Origin of the sequence: Paenibacillus hebaui (assembly GCF_051934385.1) — a bacterium.
Classification (GTDB): domain Bacteria; phylum Bacillota; class Bacilli; order Paenibacillales; family Paenibacillaceae; genus Paenibacillus.
Window position 1 is genome coordinate 6,028,543 of the sequence record NZ_CP196836.1, and the last position, 25,097, is coordinate 6,053,639.

General features: G+C 45.6%; 21 protein-coding genes and 1 riboswitch. Of the genes, 7 read left to right on the forward strand and 14 right to left on the reverse strand.

Going from position 1 to position 25,097, the window contains the following annotated elements; genetic code table 11:
• Positions 1 to 255: 255 nt before the first annotated feature.
• From ACR32F_RS27440 to ACR32F_RS27450, 3 genes are all read right to left on the reverse strand, one after another.
• Positions 256 to 600: a general stress protein gene (locus ACR32F_RS27440; RefSeq protein ID WP_440112677.1), complete on the reverse strand. Its 345-nt coding sequence runs from the start codon at positions 598 to 600 to the stop codon at positions 256 to 258.
• Positions 601 to 698: 98 nt separating this feature from the next.
• Positions 699 to 1,229, reverse strand: coding sequence for a hypothetical protein (locus tag ACR32F_RS27445; RefSeq protein ID WP_440112679.1), 531 nt, complete (start codon positions 1,227 to 1,229; stop codon positions 699 to 701).
• A 65-nt stretch (positions 1,230 to 1,294) separates the two neighbouring features.
• Positions 1,295 to 1,804 (reverse strand): DUF948 domain-containing protein, encoded by a 510-nt coding sequence (locus ACR32F_RS27450; protein WP_440112681.1) that lies wholly within the window; start codon positions 1,802 to 1,804, stop codon positions 1,295 to 1,297.
• 222 nt (positions 1,805 to 2,026) lie between these two features.
• On the opposite strand from ACR32F_RS27450, the gene ACR32F_RS27455 reads away from it, so the two are divergent.
• Positions 2,027 to 2,191: a DUF1328 domain-containing protein gene (locus ACR32F_RS27455; RefSeq protein ID WP_017692264.1), complete on the forward strand. Its 165-nt coding sequence runs from the start codon at positions 2,027 to 2,029 to the stop codon at positions 2,189 to 2,191.
• Between the two features lie 370 nt (positions 2,192 to 2,561).
• Positions 2,562 to 3,032, forward strand: coding sequence for a hypothetical protein (locus ACR32F_RS27460; RefSeq protein WP_440112683.1), 471 nt, complete (start codon positions 2,562 to 2,564; stop codon positions 3,030 to 3,032).
• A gap of 107 nt (positions 3,033 to 3,139) precedes the next feature.
• Here ACR32F_RS27460 and ACR32F_RS27465 read toward each other — a convergent pair whose 3' ends face one another.
• Positions 3,140 to 4,027, reverse strand: coding sequence for a cation diffusion facilitator family transporter (locus ACR32F_RS27465; RefSeq protein ID WP_440112685.1), 888 nt, complete (start codon positions 4,025 to 4,027; stop codon positions 3,140 to 3,142).
• Between the two features lie 292 nt (positions 4,028 to 4,319).
• Here ACR32F_RS27465 and ACR32F_RS27470 point away from each other — a divergent pair, with 292 nt between their 5' ends.
• A complete protein-coding gene (locus ACR32F_RS27470; RefSeq protein ID WP_440112686.1) occupies positions 4,320 to 4,508 on the forward strand; it encodes a hypothetical protein in 189 nt (62 codons plus the stop codon).
• A 127-nt stretch (positions 4,509 to 4,635) separates the two neighbouring features.
• On the opposite strand, the gene ACR32F_RS27475 is transcribed toward ACR32F_RS27470, so the two are convergent.
• The 6 genes from ACR32F_RS27475 to ACR32F_RS27500 form a co-directional block, all read right to left on the reverse strand.
• Positions 4,636 to 6,261: an ABC-F family ATP-binding cassette domain-containing protein gene (locus ACR32F_RS27475; protein ID WP_440112688.1), complete on the reverse strand. Its 1,626-nt coding sequence runs from the start codon at positions 6,259 to 6,261 to the stop codon at positions 4,636 to 4,638.
• 269 nt (positions 6,262 to 6,530) lie between these two features.
• Positions 6,531 to 7,574 (reverse strand): MBL fold metallo-hydrolase, encoded by a 1,044-nt coding sequence (locus ACR32F_RS27480; RefSeq protein WP_440112690.1) that lies wholly within the window; start codon positions 7,572 to 7,574, stop codon positions 6,531 to 6,533.
• A 71-nt stretch (positions 7,575 to 7,645) separates the two neighbouring features.
• Entirely contained in the window at positions 7,646 to 7,855 is a 210-nt protein-coding gene (cydS, locus tag ACR32F_RS27485) for a cytochrome bd oxidase small subunit CydS (protein ID WP_440112692.1), read from the reverse strand.
• Positions 7,852 to 8,886 (reverse strand): cytochrome d ubiquinol oxidase subunit II, encoded by a 1,035-nt coding sequence (locus ACR32F_RS27490; RefSeq protein ID WP_440112694.1) that lies wholly within the window; start codon positions 8,884 to 8,886, stop codon positions 7,852 to 7,854. The genes cydS and ACR32F_RS27490 overlap by 4 nt, the downstream gene beginning before the upstream one ends.
• A complete protein-coding gene (locus tag ACR32F_RS27495; protein ID WP_440112696.1) occupies positions 8,883 to 10,229 on the reverse strand; it encodes a cytochrome ubiquinol oxidase subunit I in 1,347 nt (448 codons plus the stop codon). The genes ACR32F_RS27490 and ACR32F_RS27495 overlap by 4 nt, the downstream gene beginning before the upstream one ends.
• Before the next feature lie 326 nt (positions 10,230 to 10,555).
• Positions 10,556 to 13,399 carry a PAS domain-containing sensor histidine kinase gene (locus ACR32F_RS27500; protein ID WP_440112698.1) on the reverse strand — a complete coding sequence of 948 codons (2,844 nt, stop codon included), beginning with the start codon at positions 13,397 to 13,399 and terminating at the stop codon, positions 10,556 to 10,558.
• 342 nt (positions 13,400 to 13,741) lie between these two features.
• Here ACR32F_RS27500 and ACR32F_RS27505 point away from each other — a divergent pair, with 342 nt between their 5' ends.
• The gene (locus ACR32F_RS27505; protein WP_440112700.1) at positions 13,742 to 14,440 is read left to right on the forward strand and encodes a response regulator transcription factor; all 699 of its coding nucleotides are present in this window, start codon (positions 13,742 to 13,744) and stop codon (positions 14,438 to 14,440) included.
• Positions 14,441 to 14,483: 43 nt separating this feature from the next.
• Here the strand turns inward: ACR32F_RS27505 and ACR32F_RS27510 are convergent, their stop codons facing one another.
• A complete protein-coding gene (locus tag ACR32F_RS27510) occupies positions 14,484 to 14,906 on the reverse strand; it encodes a hypothetical protein (protein WP_440112702.1) in 423 nt (140 codons plus the stop codon).
• Positions 14,907 to 15,134: 228 nt separating this feature from the next.
• Here ACR32F_RS27510 and ACR32F_RS27515 point away from each other — a divergent pair, with 228 nt between their 5' ends.
• The 3 genes from ACR32F_RS27515 to ACR32F_RS27525 all read left to right on the forward strand — a co-directional run bounded on the left by ACR32F_RS27515 (position 15,135) and on the right by ACR32F_RS27525 (position 19,045).
• The gene (locus ACR32F_RS27515) at positions 15,135 to 16,277 is read left to right on the forward strand and encodes a virulence factor (RefSeq protein ID WP_440112704.1); all 1,143 of its coding nucleotides are present in this window, start codon (positions 15,135 to 15,137) and stop codon (positions 16,275 to 16,277) included.
• 143 nt (positions 16,278 to 16,420) lie between these two features.
• Positions 16,421 to 16,639, forward strand: a riboswitch (Lysine riboswitch).
• A gap of 115 nt (positions 16,640 to 16,754) precedes the next feature.
• Positions 16,755 to 18,224 (forward strand): amino acid permease, encoded by a 1,470-nt coding sequence (locus ACR32F_RS27520; protein ID WP_440112706.1) that lies wholly within the window; start codon positions 16,755 to 16,757, stop codon positions 18,222 to 18,224.
• A gap of 176 nt (positions 18,225 to 18,400) precedes the next feature.
• Positions 18,401 to 19,045 carry a class D sortase gene (locus ACR32F_RS27525; RefSeq protein ID WP_440112708.1) on the forward strand — a complete coding sequence of 215 codons (645 nt, stop codon included), beginning with the start codon at positions 18,401 to 18,403 and terminating at the stop codon, positions 19,043 to 19,045.
• 107 nt (positions 19,046 to 19,152) lie between these two features.
• Here ACR32F_RS27525 and ACR32F_RS27530 read toward each other — a convergent pair whose 3' ends face one another.
• The 3 genes from ACR32F_RS27530 to ACR32F_RS27540 all read right to left on the reverse strand — a co-directional run bounded on the left by ACR32F_RS27530 (position 19,153) and on the right by ACR32F_RS27540 (position 25,034).
• Entirely contained in the window at positions 19,153 to 22,905 is a 3,753-nt protein-coding gene (locus ACR32F_RS27530) for a SpaA isopeptide-forming pilin-related protein (protein WP_440112710.1), read from the reverse strand.
• The gene (locus tag ACR32F_RS27535) at positions 22,883 to 23,701 is read right to left on the reverse strand and encodes an Ig-like domain-containing protein (RefSeq protein ID WP_440112712.1); all 819 of its coding nucleotides are present in this window, start codon (positions 23,699 to 23,701) and stop codon (positions 22,883 to 22,885) included. Before ACR32F_RS27535 ends, ACR32F_RS27530 begins: the two co-directional genes overlap by 23 nt.
• 190 nt (positions 23,702 to 23,891) lie before the next feature.
• Complete coding sequence (locus ACR32F_RS27540) at positions 23,892 to 25,034, reverse strand: transglutaminase domain-containing protein (protein WP_440112714.1); 1,143 nt, start codon at positions 25,032 to 25,034, stop codon at positions 23,892 to 23,894.
• Positions 25,035 to 25,097: the final 63 nt, after the last annotated feature.

Genomic DNA, 25,097 nt, shown 5'->3' on the forward strand with positions numbered 1-25,097 from the left:
TTTCGCGTTCAAGAAAGCGGTAGACATAATAATTCCTAGTATAACTATAATCATAAAATCAAAAAACTTCTATCAGTAAATGGCACCAACGCAGGAGAAATAGCCCGCTTGTTACCCTGTTTTTGCTGCGCTCTGATCCCGCTTCTAAACTTGCAAAAACATAGATAAGGAATGGGGAAAACCCCATTCCTTATCTATGTTTTTGACTCTAAAGCTTGTCCCTATGCAGGGGCTTCATTTGACTCTTTATATCTTTTAATCTTTTTTCTTGGCAATAACAAGCACTTTGCCTTTATCGAGTTCACTCTCGTAAAAGTCTGCCTCAGCTTCGGTAAAGCCCATGGATACAATTTTGGCTCGGAGTTCATCCCCACGTGAGCGGAACAGATTCGCTAAGGAATCAAATACGCCTTCTTCCTTCATACCAATTTCTTTGGCATCTGCCGTATCGGCAATTCGATCTGTTCGATCCTTTTCATGGGCGAGAACAAAGATATGATCAGCAAGGTATCCGGTAATCTGCAACTCTTTCACCGCTTCTACCGCTTGGACTCCGTTTTCTACCACTTTTGCATATGCGTGCGCATTGGTTGAATTCATCGTTTCCACTCTCCTCTGATTTATATCTTTTTATTATCGAGCTACTTATAATATTTAACCATACTATCTAGGGTTGAAACACAACTACATTAACAATCCTAGGATACCGATTCATCAAAGAGATCAATTCCTTCAATATGACGGGAACCCTGCTTCATATATACTTTTAAAGCCTGTGTTCCCCTTAGATACACTTCTCCATCCTCAGCCACAAAATAGGGTTTGCCGAGAGCATCACGGATGGATTCAATATCCATATCCATTCTTTCTCCATTTATCTGGACATGATCCTGAGTTGCATCGATATGCACATAATTAATGACGCCCGTATCCTCACACAATCCAACTTTCACATCATTGAATTCATATTCTGGACAGCCCAGATAAGGATCTTCCTCCTTATGAATCGGCTGGCCCTTCTTGGCGAGAATATCGTCCACGCTGTCATCCAGTGAAATACCATTCAGAGTCCGAAAATGCTGGACGGGTTCGGATCGATCAACAGCCAGAATTACTGGCTTCTCCTCTTCGATTACCGTCCATTGCATATCATGAGCAGCGGGTATCGCTGCCGGTTGAACGGAAAAGGGAGAAATTACGCTAAACATTACAAGCAGTAGTTTCATCATGATTCTCACCCTTTCATCAGGTTCATCACCGCTCTGAAGGCTTCATGGATTACAAAGCAGTCATGTTATTTACGCATACGTTGCCAAACATTAGCAGCAACATCAACATATTTCATCCAGTTCTTCCTATCCTTGGCTCCATCATTATATGTAGCTTCATAGGATTGCAGGGTCCGATCTGCGGATGTAGCAGGCTGTGTAGGTACACGGACTGTTTCAGTGCGTTTAGTCTGTTCAGAGTTGCTTCGTTTTGTCTGGAATTTAGCCATCAGGGTCGATGACACCTGCTTTGCTGCTTCCGTCACTTCATTCAGCACTTCCCCCAGATTTTGTACAGATTCCATTACAGGATCGATTTGTTTCATCTTGTGCTGCACATCAACAGTAATATCATTGGCATGCCTTACCGTCTGCTTCACTTCATAGCTCAGTTCATCAATGGTCTTCTGAACTTCCTGTAGGGTCTGTGACACATTGTCCAGTGAACCCTGTGCGGACTTTAACGTACGAATCAAAAAGAAAACGAGTACTGCAAATGCCACTGCAATCAGGGCCACACTAATTTGATAGATCATAGAAGAACCTCTCTTTCTGAATATGCATCAGTTTTGTTATTGCTATAGTTACCCGGGCATTTCCCAGACGAAACAAATAGAATAACCGCTTCTAATATACCCTTCACTGGTAAAAAAGCACAATGTTTCAACCGGGTAGGCCTCGGTTAAAGTAAAACTACACACGGCGGTGAGGTGAACACACCCCACCCTAACCTTTAAAAAACGAAAGGATGAATACTCATGTTGAAATGGTCTGTACTATTTCTGATTATTGCACTTGTCGCAGGTATTTTCGGATTCTTCGGAATTGTTGAGGCAGCTGCCTCCATTGCCAAAGTACTCTTCTTCATCTTTGTTGTACTGTTCGTCATCTCCCTTATTACGGGACGTAGCCGAATGCGATAACCCGGCGAAAGCCACAGTGGTTATCAGCGAATACACAAAAGCCTATCGAGCTTGCAAAAGCCGTTAGGCTTTTGTGCGTTTAGGGCAAAATTCTTGCTTTTATCTATTATGTATTACCCTCCTTCCCGCTTTATTCCATTCCTCTCTCTCATAATATCCTAAAAAAACAGGACCATATGACATAGCCAACCCGGTTTTATCCCACTAAAGTATCATAATTTAAAGATTTTCTATATATACCCATATTTGTGCCAGTTGACTCTGGAGAATCAAAGAAAATAATGTTATAATTTGTGATTCATAGGGGTGCTTGCTTGGTTACTTTTAAGCAGGACAACAATTTACATACCTACCGAGGAGGAAAAACAAAATGAAAAAAATCGTAAGTTTTGCCGCTGCTTTAACTTTGATGGGTTCGATGGCTGCCGCTGCAGGTGCTGAGGAAGCGGTTACTGGAACGGTCACTCCAGAAACGGGAACTAAGGCTACAACGACAAACGCTCCAGCAACAACTGCTCCAGCTGTTGAGGTGAACAAACCTGCTGTAGAAACGGTAGAAGGTAAAGCTGAGACTGTAACAGGAGCAACCTACGGCACAGATGACAAAATGTTTGATGTGCCCCTTGTAAAACCAGGTGATGAAGTACTGGCACCAACGATGTTGCTGAACTTGTTGGAGCGCACTTGGTTCTATGACGCACCTAACGGTAAACCAATCGGTGCACTGGGTTCCCAAATCATCGATACAACAGGTGAAGTTGTCGATGGTTTCGACGGTGGCGAATGGGTAGAAGTTTACACATGGAAAGGGAAAGCTTGGATCCACGTTGCTATTCAATAGTATCCTATAATCTTTCTTTCTAACATAATTAAAGAGGACAGCACGCGATACAGCGGCTGTCCTCTTTTTTTCAGTATGAATGGGGTTTAACCTATCCTTCTTCCGGTTTAAGAACTTTCTGTAATGCCATCCATCTTAGGCTCCACATGCACGTGCACATGCATAATGTTATGGGATCGCTTCAACCGCTCTTCCACTCTGTCACAGATCTGATGACCTTCAATCAGGCTTAGGCCTCCGTCCACTTCAATTACCACATCGACAAGTACATGACTGCCATGCACACGCGCCTTCACGTCCTTGATCATCTCCACTCCCGGAACCCGGGCAACGGATGATCTGAGGTCCGTCAGTTCCTTCTGATCAAACCCGTCCGTCAGAAGATGTGTTGAATCTCGGAAAATCTCCCAAGCTGTCTTGCAGATCAACAGACCTACAGCAATCGCAGCTACTTTGTCCAGCCAAGGAAGTCCGAATTGTGCACCGATGATTCCGACAGCAGCGCCGATGCTGACCCAGGCATCCGAACGATTATCTTTGGCCGCAGCCATCAGAGCCTGACTATTAATTTGTTTAGCTAGACGATGATTGTAACGATACACACCTAACATCACTACTGCACAGACAACAGCAACTGCGGCGGCCCACAGATTGGGAGCAGCAAAATCGCCTTCATACCAGGATTGAACAGCTTCAACCATCACCTGCAGTCCGACCATAGCCATAATAAAAGAAGCAATCAGAGCAGCAACCGTCTCCGCTCTAAAATGACCATAGGCATGATCCGAATCGGGTGGTTTCTGGGATATCCGAAGCCCGATCAACACGGCAACGGAAGCAACAATATCCGTAAGGTTATTAAAACCATCCGCCAGCAAGGCGCTGGAAGCGAATAAATATCCGCAGATCAATTTAAAAGCGGACAAGACGAGATAGGCTATGATACTGACCCAGGCCCCGCGCTCCCCTTTGCGTATTTCTTCATAAGCGTTCAAACCGGGCGACACTCCTTTAACGTTTCGTATTACGGTTTTCCCATGTTATCAAATGCGCACCGTGTGGGTCTACAGAAACAGTGTTGCCAAGCTGCATTGCTGTAGGGAAGCCGAAACAAAGTTGCCAGACCGCAGGGCTGTAGGTGAAGAGAAAGAATGTTGGCCTAGTCAAAAAAGTGAAGGATTCCAGCATTTTATCAGGTTGCCCTTGTGGCGCATTTGTAAAACGTATAAAATGAGTATATCCCGTCCAATCTGGACGGCTCACTGTAAGACCGGGAGGGAAATAACGATGAGCGATAATAACGAACCGAAAAAGGTAAGTTTGCAGGATGCCATACGTCAGAAACTGGCGCAGAAGAAAGAACAGGCTAATTCTAGTACACAATCTAGTGCCTATTTTGAAGGCGGACCAAAAGCGATGAAGAGCCAAAACAACAAAAAGCCTAACAATCAGCGCCGCCGTACTGGCGGGTCTTAAAAATTTAAGTCCCCCCTGTATCGCAAAAAAAGAACCGCAAGCTCTCCAACAGAGGCTTGCGGTTCTTTTTTGGTACTGCTTATGTGAATAGCTCTATAATCCACAGCGAGCGCTGATTTGGCTTATCTTAAGCTTCTACCGGGTACATTTTTTTGCGCAGTTCTTTAATTTCATCACTTTCCAGATATTCATCATAGCTCATTTGGCGATCAATGATGCCTGTTGGCGTAATTTCGATAATCCGGTTAGAAATGGTTTGGATGAACTGATGGTCATGGGATGTGAACAGCATCGTACCATCAAAATCAATCATACCGTTGTTCAGTGCAGTAATGGACTCCAGATCCAAGTGATTCGTTGGCTCATCCAGGATCAATGCGTTAGCACCGGTTTGCATCATTTTCGCCAGCATACAACGAACCTTCTCGCCCCCGGAGAGGACACTTGCTTTCTTCAAGGATTCCTCGCCTGAGAAGAGCATGCGACCCAGGAATCCACGCAGGTACGTCTCATCCTGATCTTTGGAATATTGACGCAACCAATCCACGAGACTCATGTCTACACCGTCAAAATATTTGGAGTTGTCTTTCGGGAAATAAGCCTGAGTTGTCGTAATTCCCCAAGTGTATTCACCGCTATCCGCTTCCGTTTCACCCATAAGGATATCAAACAACAGCGATTTCGCATTACCATTCGGGCCAACAAACGCAATTTTATCCCCTTTGTTCACCACAAAGCTGATATCATTCAGCATGCTCACACCATCAATCGACTTGCTGATCCGATCTACGGTCAACAATTGTTTACCCGCTTCACGCTCTGGTTTGAAGTTGATGAACGGATATTTACGGTTCGATGGACGAAGGTCGTCCAGTGTAATTTTGTCGAGCTGTTTCTTCCGGGAAGTTGCTTGCTTCGATTTCGAGGCATTCGCCGAGAAGCGTTGAATAAAGGCTTGCAGCTCTTTAATCTTCTCTTCTTTTTTCTTGTTGGCATCACGCTGCAAAGCAAGTGCCAATTGGCTGGACTCATACCAGAAGTCATAGTTACCTACATACAGCTGGATTTTACCAAAATCAATATCCGCAATGTGTGTACATACTTTGTTCAGGAAGTGACGGTCATGGGATACGACAATAACAGTACCTTCATAGTCCATCAAGAAGTTCTCCAGCCATTGAATGGATTCGAGATCCAAGTGGTTGGTAGGCTCATCGAGCAGCAGGTTGTTTGGACGACCAAACAGTGCTTGTGCAAGCAGGACACGAACTTTTTCATTACCGCTCAGTTCCACCATTTTCTTCTCATGCATGTCACGATCGATACCCAGACCGATTAAGAGTGCCGCTGCATCCGGCTCTGCATCCCAACCGTTCAACTCCGCGAATTCACCTTCAAGCTCGCCGGCACGCAGGCCGTCCGCTTCCGTGAAATCTGTTTTGGCATACAAAGTATCTTTCTCTTTCATAATCGCATAAAGGCGACTGTGGCCCATAATTACCGTTTCGAGCACTTGAAATTCATCATATTCGAAGTGGTTTTGCTTCAAAACGGCCATACGTTCGCCCGGGGTGATGTGCACCTCTCCCGAGTTCGATTCAATTTCACCGGACAAAATTTTCAAAAATGTTGATTTCCCGGCTCCATTGGCGCCAATCAGGCCGTAACAGTTGCCTGGTGTGAATTTGATATTCACATCTTCAAAAAGTGCACGTTTGCCGTAGCGAAGCGTGATGCCGCTTGTACTGATCATTAAGCATACCATCCTTTATTGGTTAATCTGCATACTGCATGAATAGCAACTTGCAAGCATTTTGCATAATTCGACGCTCTTTGGATTTAGGCAAAATGCTCACTTGCATAAAATCATGGATTCAATATCCCGATGCCTATTCTGGCACCATATTATAACACAAAAAAACGGCTAATTCGAAAATTGGCCGCTTTTTACTTATTAAAGATTTGGTAAATATACTGTTCATGCAGGCATACTCCTACATTAACATATTTGGCTCGCCTTTGTTAGTCCTGTTTACCTTTCTCGTGCCGAATGCGGAGCGTCTCGCCATGTCCAAGCACCCGAATCCGCTCTTTACGAATGCCAAGCCGCTCACGTTCGAATTCCAGGCGATCCAGTGCTTCCTTGGGCGTATCGTCCGCCAGCTTGAACGCGCCGTAATGCATGGGCACCATGAGCTGGGAACCGGATTCAACAAATCCCTGCAGTGCTTCTTCAGGTGTCACATGCTGAGAAGTCATGAACCATTCCGGGTCATAGGCACCAATTGGCATCAGGGTAACACCGATGTCAAAGCGCTCTCCAATCGTTTTGAAACCCTGGAAGTACCCTGTATCCCCCACAAAATACAACACAGGCGGGTCGCCTGATGGCTCGGATACTTCCGTATTTCGGGGTTCCGTGGATGGTTCATTCTGCTGCCTTGTCGCGGCACTCTCACCTGCCGAAGCCGCTATCTGATGGCCCGGTTCCAACACATAACCGCCCCAATGGGACGTATTGGTATCAAACAGCGTTCGGCGCGTCCAGTGCTGTGCAGGTACAAAGGTTATTTTGACTCCGCCAAGTGTAATATGATCCCACCACTTCATCTCCTGGCATCGATGGAACCCTTTGCGTATCATTTTACGCTTCAGACCATCCGGAACGATGAGTAATGTCTTGGCTGTAACCAGCTTACGCAAGGATGCCAGATGCAGATGATCATAGTGGGAATGGGATATCAGAATCACATCCAACGGTGGAATATCCTGAATCGGAATGCCAGGGGCACCGAGCCTACGTTGAAATCCCATTTTTTCGGCCCACACCGGGTCAGTCACGATGTTCAAACCATAATATTGAATAAAAAACGTGGAGTGACCAATCCAGGTAATGGTGGTTTCGTCCCGGTTGGCATGCAGATAATCCAGTTCAGGCGGGTGTTTGGGCACGGTGTAGGAATAGTCCTTCACTTTTCTGCGCCGCTGCTCCCTCCATTGTTTGAATTCCTTCAGCGTTTTGTCCGTACTTACATTATCAATGTTGTTATAACGGATTTTCGGCATGAAAGGGCCCTCCTCCCTTCCTCATTTCTTAACAAGAGATTACCCCAAATGGGAATGGACGTATCAGCCGATCAATCCTTTGGATTTTGGCACTTCGCCAAATAAATGAACAGAAACGCAACGGCAGCTACAATAATTAAGGGTGGGGCGTACATAATGGTAAACGTTTCAAAGAAGCTCAGCCCTGTTATACCAGGTATTCCCGTGACTCCCTCAGCAGATAATGAATGCAATAAGGGAGACATAAACAAGAACATGTTCGGAAGCATCAACGGACTCATCCTTTCTTTTTACCCGAATTACCGCGCACATAATTGGCATCAAATAGGAACAGCTTCATAATCAGCACAAGTGAAGGAATGAGCACAAGCAGCCCCAGACTGAATGCCGTAATGAGAGCAATTCCCATCGTGCGATTCGTAAAGCTATCGTAAATATTAATGTAGGGATACAGGATATATGGAAGGTGTGACCGCCCATAACCATACCAGGCAAACGCAAACTGAAGCATGACGGCGATAAAGCACCAGCCCAGATACTTACGTTTCCACACCAGGGATACCGCAATGACAAAACAAATAAACGAAGCAATGAACATCCACGACATATTCACCATCTGTTCAAAGTGTGCGGGGTTCTGTTTGTTAATCTGCAGAAAAGCCAGAAAGCTCGCAAAAATGGTGGGCAAACTCCACAGCAGTGCATACTCTCGAAGCACTTCAAAGGCCGGCTCATCCCCCGCCCGCTTGGCATAGTAGGAAAGAAACATCGCCGAGATATACAGCACACTGACCAGTGCAAGCAACACAACCGACCAGGTATAGGGATTCGTCAAAAATTCACGCCAGCGGAAAAATACCTGATCGCCTACCTGTTCAATGATCCCGCCCTCGGATATCGCCAAAATGGTGGAGAACACCGCTGGAATCAGCAATCCCGTGGCTCCGTACAGTGCCATATAGATCCGGCTGTTCTGTCCATGGTTCCCATAGGTATTGTAGGCGTAATACACCCCTCTGATGGCAAGCAGAACAATCGCTAGGGAACCTGGAACCAACAAGGCTGTCCCGTAATAGAACGCGCTATCCGGGTAAAATCCGACCAGGCCAACCACAAAAAAGATCAGGAACACATTCGTTACTTCCCACACAGGAGACAGGTAGCGCTGAATGATGTTATGAATTTTGTTCTCATGCCCGGTCAATATGCTGTAAAAGCTGAAAAAACCAGCGCCAAAATCAATCGAAGCCACGATCAGATATCCGAACAAAAAGGTCCACAATATCGCGATGCCTGCAATTTCGAAACTCAATGCACGATCCCTCCTTCAAGCCCCAGCGACTCCAGCTCCTTCTCTGCTTCCTTGTTACGGAACAGCTTGCTGAGTACTCGAATGCACGAGAAACACAGGATTAGATACAGCAAGATGAACAACACCAGCATCCACCCTACCGAAGTTGACGTTGTTGCGGCCTCCGATACCTTCATGTACCCGCGTAAGATCCAGGGCTGCCTGCCGACCTCGGCGAACATCCAACCGAGCTCAATCGCAATCATGGCGAGCGGTCCAAGGAGAACGATGCTGAGTAATAGCCATTTGGGATAAGGCTTGCGTCCTGGCAACCAGCGGCGGAACACATAGAGAACGGGGATCAGCAGGATGATCACGCCAGTCGTTACTTTCAGGTCAAACATATAATGAATGGACAACGGCGGTCTCAGATCCGCCGGAAATTCCTCCAGCCCCTTCACCTCCGTATCCGGCCGATTGCCTGCCAAAATGCTAAGGGCATACGGAATTTCAATGGCGTATTTCACCTCGTTGTTCTCATCCAGAATTCCTCCATAGACAAGCGGTGCATTCTTCATCGTCTTGAAATGCCATTCTGCGGCAGCCAGCTTCTCCGGCTGATACTTCGCCAGAAATTTACCGGAGGAGTCACCAATCATGACGGTGCTGATGGCAAATACGAGCGCACATACGGTGGTGAGTTTCAGTGCTTTTTTGTAATACACATGATCCCGTCCCCGTAACAAACTGAAGGCGGCTATGCCCGCCAAAACACCCGCACTCAAGGTGTACGATGAAGCGAGTACATGCGACACCTTGGTTGGAGTCGCGGGGTTCAACATGGCAGCAATGGGATGGATATCCTTCATGATGCCATTAATCAGCGTAAAGCCCTGGGGCTGGTTCATGAAGGAATTCACCGTTGTAATAAAAATCGCAGAGGCGGATGATCCCAGCGCTACCGGAATCAGCAGCAGCATATGCGTATATTTTTTTTTGAAACGATCCCACGTATAGAGGTAGATTCCCAGAAAGATCGCTTCTACAAAAAAAGCGAATGTCTCCATGAATAGGGGCAAGGCAATCGCCTGACCTGCTACCCGCATAAACATGGGCCACAACAAACTAAGCTGCAATCCGATTGAGGTGCCCGTAACGACACCAACCGCAACAGTGATGACAAAACCTCGTGCCCACCGGCGTGCCAGCAAGGTGTAATGAATATCATTTGTGCGCAGTCCGCGCCATTCAGCCAAGGCAATCATGAGTGGAACGCCTACACCGATGGAGGCAAAGATAATGTGCACAAACAGGGTAAGACCGGTCAGTATCCGGCTGAGCAAAACAGGGTCCAGGGATGACATGGTTACACTCCTCTTTCACATAATCGTTATGTACGACAGCAGATCACTCTGCTTGAACGTGTGTGTCAATAACTCATGATCCGGATAATACTTTTCACAACGGCATACAGCACAACCACGGCTGCAACCAGGCAGACGATAATGAGCGTTTTCTCTTGTTTACGGAACATCTTCTTGCCATCCTCCTTTTGCATGCAATGCAAATTATGGCTCTATAGACAGTTTGCAAAACAAGTTGTTTTTTTATCCAAAAAAAATGAAAAACAAAAAAAGCCTTGACCTGTTCAAGGATAAAAGCATCCTTTCAGATCAAGACTTTTCTTGCCTTATATCATTTCGTTCTGCTTGGGTAATCGAATCTTGAATGTACTTCCCTTGTCAGGAGCAGACATAAGGGTGAGCGTCCCTTGGTGATCCTCTACAATTTCACGCGAAATATAAAGCCCCAGCCCCGTTCCACCAATCTGACGATGATCCGAATTATCCACTCGATAAAACTTGGTAAACAGCATGTCTTGTACACCCTCGGCAATCCCTATCCCATAATCACGCACATCAATGCATATCCATTCTTGTTCTTCCCACAGCGTAATGTCGATTCGATCCGCTCCGGGTGAATACTTGACCGCATTGCCAATCAGGTTATGAAGGACCTGAACCATCCGGTTCTGGTCAGCATAAGCAAAAAAGTCCCCATTAAACGCATGCACATAAATGCGCTGAATGGCTTTCATATTCCATTGTTCAGCTACACACTCAACCAGTTCAAGTAGCGGTACGTACGTCATGTGGTAGGTCATGCCTTCGTTTTCCAGACGTTGAATATCCAGCACATCATCCAACAGACTACTTAGTCGCTTGCCTTCTGAAGAGATGGTTTCCATAAACTCCTGGCGCTGCGATGTCGGCAGATCGTACATCATCATTAATTCCACGTAACCCATAATGGTTGCTACAGGTGTGCGCAGCTCATGGGATACAACACTGACGAGTTCATTTTTCATCCGATTCAAACGCTCTTCCTCCGTGCGATCGCGGAATACAAGGAGAAATCCATGATTTTTACCCGGAACATCCATCTGCTTCATGTACAAGGAGAACACACTTTTCTCCACATTGTTGAATATAAATTCAGTCTCAATAAACGCACTTTCCCCATTTAAAAATGCTCTCGTCTGCTCCATCAGATTGAAGTTATCTGTCAATAGCATCGTATCAATAGCTTGAGCCAAATCTTCAATGGACCTGCCCAAGAAATCACCCAGGCCAAACATCTCCTCCACTCTTCTGTTGACGATGGTTATGGTGCCTGCACGATTAGACATGACCAAGCCTTCCCGAACAGATTCAATGAATTGCTCACTGATATCACGTTGTTCCTGAATAGCTATCTTTTCATTGAACAATTCGGTGTTCAACTTCTCCAGAGCGAGGGCATGACGCACCCGATCTTCTTCCGCCCTTGTCCGCTCCGTAATATCCTTAATAAACAAATTGTATAACGTTTCATTGTTTCCCAACTGAATTTCTACAATTTTGTATTCAATCGGGAATACGGAACCGTCTCTGCGAATCCCTGAAATTTCTTCTACATTAGCAGATCGCTTCCCATGGATATATTCGAACTGCTCTAGCATTTCTTTGATTGCGGGACAACTGGCTCCTTGAAAAAGGGATGGAGCACTCTTGCTATGAAGGACTTCTTTTCGTTGCAGTCCAAACATCCTTTCGGCTTCTGGATTGAACTCCATGATCAGACCGTTTGAATCCACAGCGATAATTGCATCAATGGATGAATCAATAATAGCGCGTTTGATCTCTTCACTATTCTTCAGCTCCTTGGTCCGTTCTCTGACCCTATCCTCCAGCGTAACCTTGTCCTGACGAATCTGTTCGAATTGCTCTAACAGAACATCGGCCATTTTGCGCAGATTCCCTATCAAAATCTGTACTTCTGTTACGTGACTGGTCGGCCACTCCATTTTCCCATTGCGGAACAGTAACCTTGGAAGTGACCCTGTCATCCGTGTTAACCGTTTCAACGGGCTCACCACCTTCCTGCTGAGGGGAGCTGCCACAATCATGGAAGCAACTATGATCACAAACAGGGATTGAAGCGTAGTAAGATAAATCGACTCAATTCGGGAATAATAATTGGCTGAACTTGTCTCAACAAATACCCGATAAGGTGCTGCAGTTGCCATATTCGCTTCATAGATGAATGTGGCCTGTTTCCAGTGGTCCAACACATCGCTATAATGTGTATCTTCGGAACTAAACAGAAGGGGCATACCTCCCGATTTCAAAAGGCGATATTGGTTCATGTCCAAGTAATCGCCAACCTGAAGTGTCTGCAATCCGGAAGCTATAACCGTGTTATTTCGACTCAAAATGATAACATTCACATCCAGAAGATGATGATAACGCACCATACTTTGCTCTATGTTCTCCGAGGTTAAATATTGTTCATCCAACTCCTGGACGACAGCACTCGCTGCATGCTTCAGATTATATAATATGGTTTCATTAATTTGGCTCAACTGTCTGCGACTGTCTACGGATAACAGCATAAGTGAAACAAATACCACAAAGGCTACCACGTATTTAAATGCAATTCTTGTTAATGGAATGGTTTCCGTGCGCTTTGATTTATCCTCGCCATTGGTAATCCAAAAATCAACTACAATTCCCGCTATCAGTGCGTTAACCATACTAATCACAGCGATATACATAAACTCATACTTCACATCTTCCGAATCCAGGCCCAAAATAAAATGTCCGTAGTATGTAACAGGTAGCATGACCACCCAGAAGACTGCATTTGCCTTAATTAAACTGCCATTTTTCCAACGGATCTGCCATCCCAGCATCCATAAAAATTCAATGAATTGAGCACCCATCATATTGATATGGTTTGGCTCAAAACCGATAAATACTATATTCAACAAACCGATAGCGATAATGGTCACAAATCCATAGGTGGTCCCATGTAAGCGAAGAGCAATAAGTGCAGCGGCGCTGCCAAACATGAGCTGCACACCATAGAATAAAGTTAGTGGAAAAAGGCTTCCCAGCGTGCCAAGAGTGATCAGAATGATCGTTCCAATCCAAGCGATCCGAAGCTTCAGCACCATCCACTTCAGCACTTTGCTTGCCTTTACACTGATCATAACAAGCTATCCTCGTAGTTGATTCTTTGTTCTGTATTCAACAACAACGTTGGTTCCTCCTATAACTCAAGCTGATACAACTACTTTTTTTCCCTCAAATCGTTCTGATCCATTATACTGTAATTAGTATTCAATGTAGCTTTGGAAAATTTTGATTGATCGGCAAATAAACTAAAGCTATGGTAAAATACTGAATCCCAACTAAAAGTCTGTTGCTCCGCCTACATATACACCCTATATATTGGAATAGAAACATTAAAATTTTTGCAGTATTTCTAAACAAATCAGGGCATTTTTTTAGTATTTTCTTAATAAATTCATTTCATCAGGAGTGTGACCTCAATGTCTATCAAAGTGCTTCTTATAGAAGATGAGAAAAATCTGGCTGATATGATTGCTTTCTTTCTTGAGGAGGAGGGTTACATAACCGAACGAGTTCATCATGCCCGTGAAGCACTTCAACTTTTCCCCCGATTCCAGCCGGATATTGTTGTTACTGACTTGATGTTACCCGAAATGGATGGCAATGATCTGGTTGACGCGTTTCGTCAGCACTCTACCGTACCCATTCTGATGATCTCGGCAAGTACGATGCTGAATGATCGACTTAGAGCATTACACAATGGTGCTGATGATTTTCTGTGTAAACCTTTCAGTTTGAAAGAGCTTGATGCCCGAATCAGGGCATTATTGCGGAGATCCACCATCTCCTATACGGATAAACCCGTAAAAGAAGACAAATCGACTGAGGTCGCTGGGCATGTTAGTGTGAATGAGTACAGAAGGACCCTGTTTGTGGATGGCACTGAAATTGAGGTTACTCATATAGAGTTTGAAATTATGAAGGAATTGTACCGGAATCCCGGCAAAGTATTCACCCGCAATGAACTGATGGATCGAATTAAAGGCTCCGAACGGGCATATCTGGATCGTACAATCGATGTGCATATTTCCAGCTTGCGCAAAAAAATTGAACCCGACCCCAAAAATCCTCGCTATATCAAGACCGTCTGGGGAACGGGATACAAATACGTCATTTAGCACATATTGAATTTGAATTCGATGGTCATGCTCTCTCCTGTTTTTATCGTATGGATAAGGTGGAAGGCATGGCTATTGCTGTTTGATACACAGAGGGATGCAGATACTTCTGTATGTCCATGACCAGTTTTTGTGATTCTTGTTCGTTCCAAAGAATCATCTTTATCAGACCTGTACCCGTAATTTGCTGCAAGTGCCGTTTACGAATAAGCGATTGAAAATCCGTAAGGATCAGTAAAGGAATCTGTGGCATAAATGCTCGAATCGCGTTCGCTGCTGATACCGCTTGTTGGGCTTCCTGATAATCAACAATACAATACCGGGAATGGCCCCAGCTCTCCTGGTCTTCCCGGTATTCTCTCTCTGAATCTGATGGCAAATCGGCAATCCATTCCTCGAATAATGGAATCATATTTTCATATGCAATACGACGACTTCCATCCGAAAGCACTGTAATTGGTTCCATAGGTATAACCTCCAGTTGTTTCATTTTTCTTATTGTGCCAACTTTCATTTAAAAATGTTTGTGCGTGAACATGAAAGAAGTGTTAATAATCTTCGTACTTCTTCACATAAGGTGTCAATGTTGTCCAAATATTTCGTAGTTTCAACACAATCATGTAAAATAGAGAAATACCCGTATCATTCACGGGAAGTTTTTGATGAATCCGGTATTACAGGAGGATATAAACCAATGAATATTATTACCATTGAGCCAACACCGAGTCCAAATACGATGATGTTGCATCTGGATGAACGTCTGGAAGACGGAATTCGCAGAACATATACGCTGGACAATGAACGATCAGCTCCCGCCTTTATTCGCCAGATGCTTCATATTCCTGGAGTAAAAAGTGTATTCCATACCACCGACTTCGTAGCGCTGGATCGCAAGGGGAATGCGGACTGGTCCCTCATTCTTGGCGAAGTCCAGAGTCGCCTTGGACAGCAAGGTATGGATCTGGACTGGATTGAATCAGAAGACGCATCTGGTGAGCACTTCGGTGAAGCCCAGGTATTCGTGCAGTATTTCAGAGGCGTACCCATGCAGATTCGGGTCAAGGCCGGCGCCAAGGAAGAGCGAATCTCGCTCTCGGATCGATTCGTAAACGCCGTAACCCAAGTCGCTAGTGCAACAATGATTAAAGAACGAAAATTAAGTGATTACGGCGTTCGCTACGGGGAATTACCGGATATTGCACGGGAAGTCGAACAGGAACTGGAAGCGGCTTACCCTCCCGAACGGTTGGAACGTGTGATACAACAAGCGATCGAGCATGGTGCCAAATCGGAAGAGTTCGTGGAGCTTCGCCGCCAACTAGACGGAGCTGAGCTGGAAGAGGCGCTGAACAGTGAGGACTGGAATGTTCGCTACGCGGCATTCGATGGTATGGAGCCTACCCCGGAAAGATTACCACTTGTTGCCCATGCTCTGCATGACAATAAAATGCAGATTCGCCGTTTGGCTGTTGTATATCTCGGCGATATCCGTACACCCGAAGCAATGGAACTGCTGTATGAGGCTTTGCAGGATGGCTCACCAGCTGTACGCCGAACGGCTGGAGATACACTCTCCGATATCGGTGATCCTGCGGCAACAGCAGCCATGACAGCAACGTTATTCGACAAAAGCAAAATTGTACGCTGGCGAGCAGCTCGCTTCCTTTACGAAGTAGGTACGGAAGAAGCAGAGGATGCTTTACGTAAGGCAGCCGATGATCCTGAATTTGAAGTCAGCCTGCAAGCCAAAATGGCACTGGAACGGATTGAATCCGGTGAACAGGCCGCTGGAACGGTATGGCAGCAAATGGCTGGCCGCAACAAGAACCAGGAATAGCCCTGTGGAGTAACATCCAACAATTGTTATTGCACTGGAAAACCATGAGCGTTATACTAATTGTCTGTTTAGTAAACAGAACATCTACTGTTACGTTCTGTTATTTATAATTGCATAGACAATAGATACACCTCATCCATTGATGATGAGGTAGAGGTCGCGGGTGCGATCAGTACGCTGAAGGAGGCGCTAAGGAGCCGCTTATGAGTTCAGCCGAAAGGTGCACCCGCCGAAGCCCACTGGACGTTCCTTTCCTTGTCCGATGTGGCTGGGGCTGCTGTCGAAAGGCGCAGAACTGTCATGGAAGTACATTATACCGTCTAATGGAGGTATGAATTCTTCTGTGTTGAGCTATCTTAAACATCTGGGACATGGTGCGGACCATTCATATGAAGACCGCAGGCTGATGCCTGTGGTCTTTTGTGTTTTTCGCCATTTATCTGATAACATCAGTACGCTGAATGAAGGAGTGTTTCCATGCAAAACCGCAACAATCAAACAACACCAACAGAGCCTACACTGAAAAAAGGACTACGCGCACGGCATATGACCATGATTGCCCTCGGTGGCTCCATTGGTACAGGGCTGTTCCTCGCAAGCGGTACCGCTATCTCCACGGCTGGTCCCGGCGGCGCACTGATTGCCTATGCTGCCGTTGGTATCATGGTCTACTTTCTAATGACTAGTCTCGGAGAACTGGCTACTTTTATGCCAGACTCTGGTTCGTTCAATACGTATGCGGCGCGTTTTGTTGACCCTGCCCTCGGATTCGCCATGGGATGGAACTTTTGGTACAACTGGGCGGTTACCATTGCCGCTGAGCTTGCCGCCGCTACCGTACTCATCAAATACTGGTTCCCTGATAGTTCATCCATGCTGTGGAGTCTGCTGTTTCTCGTGTTGATCTTCTCCCTGAATGTACTGTCAGTGAAAGGATACGGAGAGTCGGAATACTGGTTCGCCATTATCAAAGTAGCTACCGTTATCATCTTCCTAGCCGTTGGTGTACTCATGATTTTTGGTATTATGGGCGGGGAAGCCGTTGGGTTCAGTAATTTCACCATGGGTGATGCGCCCTTCCATGGCGGATTCTTTGCAGTGCTTGGCGTATTCATGGCGGCGGGGTTCTCTTTCCAGGGTACAGAGCTGATCGGTGTCGCAGCCGGTGAGAGCGAAAATCCGCGTGAAAATGTACCTCGTGCCATTCGGCAGGTATTCTGGAGAATTCTGATCTTTTACATTTTGGCGATTACCGTGATTAGTCTGATCATCCCGTATACACATCCGAACTTGCTCAAAGGTGACCTGAATAATATCGGCGTCAGCCCGTTCACTCTTGTATTTGAAAAAGCTGGACTCGCCATTGCGGCTTCCGTCATGAATGCCGTTATTCTAACTTCTGTACTCTCTGCCGGTAACTCAGGCATGTATGCTTCGAGCCGGGTTCTCTATGCCCTTGCCCGAGACGGTAAAGCCCCCCGTTTCCTCGGCAAGCTGAATAAAAAAGGCATTCCAATGAATGCCCTTCTTCTAACGACAGCCGTCGGCATGTTGGCGTTTCTTGCCTCCCTTTTTGGTGATGGCATCGTGTATACCTGGCTGCTAAATGCATCCGGTATGTGCGGTTTTATTACCTGGCTTGGCATCGCCATAAGTCATTATCGCTTCCGCCGTGCCTATGTGGCCCAGGGACGTGATCTGAACGATCTGCCATACCGTGCACGCTGGTTCCCATTCGGCCCGATCTTTGCTTTTGTCCTCTGTGTCATTGTCATTATCGGACAGAATTATCAGGCATTCACTGGGGATCAGATTGACTGGAGCGGAGCCCTCGTTGCTTACTTGAGCGTACCGTTATTCCTGGTGTTATGGCTGGGCTACAAATGGATCAAGAAAACAAAAGTTGTGCCGTTGCAGGAATGTGATTTTACAACATCAGCAGAATAAACGATTTCATACAACGGTAAGCATCGATCAACATTGTGTTACTCCATGCAAACAGGCAACCTTCTTTCCACCGGAGAGAAGGTTGCCTGTTTCGTTTGTCCAGGTTTTGTATATGTCCGTATGTTTACAATAGGACAGTTAACTAATCTATCTTTGGACAAAGGGGTATTCGTACAATGAAATTTTTCTTTTCCATGCTTGTCTTTCTAGGCATTCTCCTTATACTCCTGCCCTTTCTACAGGAAAAATATTATGACTGGCAACAGGCCAAAGTGATGGGTGAGCTGGAACAGCTGCAACTCGACTTAACCAAAATCAATCATTCTTTTGAACAAGCGAGACAGGATCAGAACTCCATAGATACCGCGACAATAGACGAAAATCAGGGGGATAACATCAATACATTGGGCGTTCTCGTTATCGAAAAGATTGATGTCAGGTTGCCCATTCTGGAAGATGCGACCGAGGATAACATGAAAGTGGCGGCCACACATCTTGTGGAGACGGCCTCACTCGGAAGCGAAGGGAATGCGGCGATCGCAGCTCATCGTGCCCACAAAAAAGGACGCCTGTTCAACCGACTGGGAGAATTAGAGATCGGCGACCACATTCAAGTCACACTGGCGAGTGGAACAGAGGTCCACTATAAGGTTGATCAAATATCTGTCGTAGAGCCCAACGACCTGTCTGTACTTAAGGACCCGAATCTAGGACAGGTACTTACCTTAATCACCTGTGACCCGCTAATTAATCCCACCCATCGACTTATTGTTAGAGCCATCCAAGTTGCGGACTCTAGTAGCGAACGTGATCTGCCCTGAGTAAGCAAAAAAAACACCCCTTGGTATCGCCAGAGACTATGTCTCCGAAGCGCATACCAGAGGGTGTTTTTTATTCTATCATACCTGCATTCGTAGCTTGCACTACTCTACATACTCAGCTTGTTTCTACGACGGGTGTATACGTACCCCGCACTACCCAAAAGAATCATAAGTGCTCCAGCAAAGGTATACCCTGCCTTGCTCTCTTCTCCAGTCTTGGGCAACATGCCTTGAGTACCATCGTTCTTCCCTTCACCCGCTCCAGCGACGTCTGTATCTCCAGGAGATGCTGTAACCTCCCCACCTGGAGGAGTCGTATCATCGATGTTAGCAACACTTGGATCATCACCCACATCAACCGCTGGATCATCTGGTGTGGAAGGTGTTTCTCCTGGCTCCGGGCTTGTTGGAGGCTCAGTTCCTGGTTCCGGTTTCGGCTCAGGGACTGAGGTTCCAGGTGTGACCACCGTGCCTGGAACCTCAATGCCAGGAGTTGGTGTTACCGGATTCACCGGGCCTGGTGTTGGCGTAACCGGTGTCGGTGTTTCCACAGGTGTTCCTGGATTATAAGGTTCACTTGGAACACCTGGTACCGGAATCGCGTTGTTCGTTTTCTCCACAACGACGGCTTCCGTTTGTTTATCTGTAATTTCAAATTCAACCGGTGTCTGGTCTAACTGGTATCCGGTAGGCGCTTTGATTTCAACCAACTGATATTTATTGGGCTCCAAGTCCTTCAGAACGATTTCACCCTGTTGATTGGTTGTCAATTTAGCTTCATCCACACCTGTTACCACGTCGAATTTCCAATTGCCGTCAGCATCCATCAAGGCCGTTTGAGCACGTAATTCAAATACAGCGCCTTGCAGATGCTGCGTTTTGCCAGCATTGAATTTAATCAATCTTACAGAACGATCATTTTCTTTGTTCTCAATCGTTAACTGTGTATCTGGCTTTGTAATGTTGACTTGAGTTTCAGGCTTTTCGATTACAAATCCTGCTGCCTTGGTCTCAACCAAGGTGTATGGGCCATAAGGCAAGCTGTCAAACTCAATCACACCGTTGATGTCCGTAAGCTTCGTAGCAATTACGGTATTTGTACTGTCACGAAGTTCAAATTCGATTCCGCTTAACACCGACTGATCCTTGGCGTTCACTTTGGTGACGACCAACTTTCCATCCGAACCCTGAACATTGGCATGGGAGAGCGTGATGATCTGGGTTTGGTTTGGTACAATGGTAAACGGAATTGGTGTTGCATCCAGTTTGTAATACTCGGGAGCCGTTACTTCGACTAGCTCATAGCTTCCTGGTACCAGGTCCCCTCTGGCCATTCTGCCATTATCGTCTGTCGTCAATGTAGCAACTAACTCTTTAACGGAACCATTGTTCAAATACAACTCGAAGACGGCGTCTTTCAATTTATGATTAGAATCCACAGCATCCACCTTGGTCAGTTCGAATCCCTGACGAATCTTGTGATTAATGATTTCAAACGGCGCAGCGGGGTCCTTAAACTCAATGGTTTTACCCGTAGCCGCACCATACGCCGAATCTATCAAGTAACCTGCCGGTGCAGACGTTTCTTTTAACTTGTACGGCAGACCATTGGTTTGATCATTAAATCTATAATTTCTGGAAGTTACAACCTCTCCGTTCGCATCTGTCGGTTGTAATGTTTCGAGCAATGTTGTTCCTGACGCATTATAGATTTGGAAGACCACACCTTCCAGTGGCATACCGGAATCATCCATTTTGATGATCTTGATTTTGTCCACACCTGAAGATGCTCCTCCACCTGCGTCGGCACGTAGAATTTTAATACCCGCCTGATTTCCTTCCCCTGTTACCGAGGAAGATTGACCTGCAAATTCAACGTTATTTTTAATTCTTTCACCACTATCCGCATTAATAAAGGACTTGTACTCTAGAATGAACGCCGTGTTCAACGCCTTCTTAAAGGTGAACGTAAAGGTATTGTCCTTAACGAGCAATTCATAATCCTCGGGATCAACCAGACCGGCTTTGATAGAAACATTCCCAGAGTTGTTCGCAGGCAAATTGGTTGTATACAGCTTCAATGTATCTGCCAGTAAAATCTGGTTGTCTGATAATGTATCCGTCAATATGGAGTTTGCGGCAATATAAGATTGGCTCGGATTGATATGAACCGTCCAGGAAGCAATATCACTTGTGCCTTCCTGCTTACCTGTTTTGTTTACATATACGCCACCATGAGCAGGTGTAACATTGGCTTTTTTTGCGAATCGCAATGGACCGCCTTCACCATCGTTTAGCGTTGCATCATTGGAGTACGTGCCTTCAACGGCATAGGGTCCATCCAGACTTGTTTTATACTCAATACGGTAAGCCGTTTTGCCAATCTGGCCAAGCTTCAGAACAAAGCCTTTACCGTCCGAATTCAGCTCGAATTGTCCAGGATTTAGCAGAAGCTCGTTACCAACGTCCGTAACATTGTTCTGTCCCTCCAACACCAGCTCATTCACTTTCAACGAACCGTCTACAAACGTCTGATTCCCTGTATACGTATCCTTGATAATGGCATCCTTGATATCATACAAATTGTAGTTAGTATCAATAGTCCAGGTGATTGTTTTATCCTTGGCACTGTATTCGCCTTTTTTATTACCGTTTTCAATCGTATAACTTTGCGGTTTCACCACAGCCGATTTGGTAATCGAAGACTGCGGTACCCCTGCCTCTGTCCAATCCAGCGTTGCCGTGTTCCGATATTCATTGTTGGTTGGCATACCTGCAGTTGGATCAAAGCTTGTTGTATAGGTGATTTCATGCAGTGTGTTAACCGTGACCCCGCCCTTCAACCGGATGGAGAAGCCACTCTCGTATTCCGGGTCAGTCGGATCTGCTATGAGATCGAAATCGTCCTTATTCAATCCGGTGATCTGGAGACTGTCCGGGATGAGCTTCATATGTCTTCCTGCGTAATGGTCCGTAATGACGATGTCCGTCATATCCTTCAGATCACGGTTGATGACCAGCTTCCATTCAATCTCTTTTTTATTGAAGTCTTCCTTCTGTACACTTTTCGCAAAAATAACTTCCTTGATATCCCTTGTTGTATCCTTTTGTGTTCCATCATACATCTTCACCGTATTGGATACGGTAGTGTCTGTATACACACGATCAATAGACTTTGTTTGATATTCAATCTCATAAGCCTTGTTGATGTTATTGTTAAATTGTAATTTCAATCCATCATTGAAGCCTGTACTCACTCCGGTGAGTGTATATTCATTCGGATTTACTGAATGAGTTCCCGTAGGCTTTCCGCTAGCATCGATGTCCACTTGAAATACTTTTAGCGAATCATCAACCAGTGCATACCTCGTTGTATCAAAATGATCTTCAATCCAGGCATTCGTCTGCGTGATTGCTTGTTGGTTATAATTGTATTGAACTTTCCATGTAATCGTCTGTGTAACCGGATCATAGGCACTGCTTTGCCCCGATTTGTTCAAAGGCTCATTAAAGCTCACCGTCACTTTGCCAGTGGCTGTCTCATTTTGTTGAGCATCATCCGCTGTAAGTGCAACCTGGTTTTCATACTCACGGTTGATAAAAGGAGCGGTTACCGGTGCTTTGACGCTCGTTTTGTACGTCACCCGGTACGGTTTCTCCATATCGCCCAGGTTGATTGGAAATTGAGATTCAGTACGAACGACATTGCCTTCCTTTACTGATCCGTCGATTTGCACCTCTAACTCACGAATCTCGATATCTCCCTTGAGTTCCAGATCTGCCGGAAAGACATCCGTCAACAGTGCATTTTTGATTTCTTTCTCGCCTTGGTTAAAATCAACGGCACCATACCATTTCATCCGAGTTAAAATTGTTTTTATTGGCACTTCCCGATTTTGTTAATTTATCAATCGCTGTATTGGCAAAATGCACAGGAATGCTGCCTTGGCCCACATTACCAAAGTCAATCTGCTGTTTCAGTCCATCCTCCAGCTTGCTTTCATCAAATTTGATCCACACATAGAAATTACCTTCCAGTTTGGCGCCTCTGATGGCATCGTTGAAAATAAACGTGATTTCTCCGTCCGGGTTAACGATATAATCCCCCACTCCGCCATCCAAAACACCTTTTAGCTGGGAACCGATGCTAAACTTGTCTGGCAACCGGAATGTAAAGGTGGAGCCGTCTGTATAAGCATGTGTTTCATTCGCAAGACCCCATTTAAATACGACAGCAACCTCATCCTTGACGCTAGGCCGAGTGTCCTCGATTTTATTGCCTTTTACAGTAATATGGCCATTGCCATCGTATTCAGGAATTTGATCGTACATTTGTACAGCCGTGATTAAATTTTCTTTTATTTCTATCGCTGCAGCATTAGCCGCAGCCATGTTGTCCGCAGTGGTATCGGTCTCGTCCTGCTCATTCGTCTCGATCGACTCAGCCGATTCGCTTGACGCCTCAGAATCCAGAGTTGAAGTTGCCTCCCCACCATCCGTGACCGGCTCTACTCCCACATCTTCTGACAAGGGTTCTGTAAGGGTATGTTCTGTAGCCATATCCTCAGCATATATGTTCGCTGTAAATACCCATCCTTGCATCAATTGCGTGATCAACAACAGCATAATGACCACGATGCTCACTTTTTTGTTCATTTTTTGCTATGTCCTCCTCATTGTTCATTGGCAAACACCAAATTAACAATATCAAACCAACATATACAGAAAATAGACAATGCATTGTCGGCATATCTATCAGTCTTCAAAAAAAAGAACGCTCATCCAATGAGCGTCCTTGATCACCATAAGGGGTGTCACATTTATAAAATGTAAGTACATTCTAACATCATAATGTCCAATTTATTTTCACACGCAAATCGGCTGTGTTTTCCATGTTGGACACATAATACGATATCGATTTCATGCCAAGCTCATACAAATCCTGTAAATCTTCAATCAGTCCTGCCTCTGTACCCTTGTATCTGAACGTTAGCGAGGTCCCACCTTCCTTCAGCACGCTTTGAACCTTGGTCTTTAGCGCAGCATGACCCTTGACCGCATCCTGTTCATCGTACAAGGAATAATCCAGGGAGTGGTAGAGCTTCTGGTATGCTGCGGCCTTGCTACCACTGGTCTTCACCAGCTTGAGCAGTGCATCCCGATACGGGTCTGGCGAGGCAGGATATTTGCCTTTGCCTGTCCAAACATGGTCTCGCGCCATTTCAACGTCGCTCAGCAAATAATAACTATGGCTAACCTTTCCTTTGCGGTCAGGAGTAGGATCATCCCAGGTCGTGTCCATGTGGTACCACTTGCCATCCAGTTTGACGATATTCCACGCGTGCAGCTGTTCCCCAGCCGTGCCTTCGATAATTCGGTTGTCTATGCCCACCCGCTCCAGCATCCGGTAAGCCAGCAGTGAGTATCCTTGACATACGGTACTGCCTGTAACAAGACCGTCGTACGCCGTATATTTTTGCAGAGAGGTATCGTAGGAAAGGTTCAGCACAATCCAGTCGTGGATGGCTTTGACCTTCTCATGATTCGTCATGCCAGGTGTGATAATTTCCTTCAATACGTTTGTTACTTTACGATTCACAACATCGGTCTGCTCCTTCGTCTCCCGATAGGAGAGATTCACATGTACTTCGGCCGATACATTGGAACCTTTATAATTAAACGCATAACTTTTGACGGTATATTGGATATAGGGATCACTGGTCATTGCTTCATCGATGGAAATCTGCAACTGTTTTTTTAGGCCTTTCACATTGCCTTTGTATGTAAAAACAAGTTCCGCCGTTCGCTGTGACATTGCGGTAAGCAAGGTCTGACGCAATTCCGTAGTCGTGGTTAACGTAGTGGTGGATCTATCTGATGTTCCCGATGCAGCATAAAGCTGATCCAGATCAACCGTACGTGGTAACGCTACAGCAATCAGACAGCCCGTCAGCAATATGGTAATGACTCGTTTCCCGTTCTTGCCCATGAAAGGATACCACCTCTCTTCGCAAATATCTCATGCCTCATTGTATCACAAATGGGTCTGACA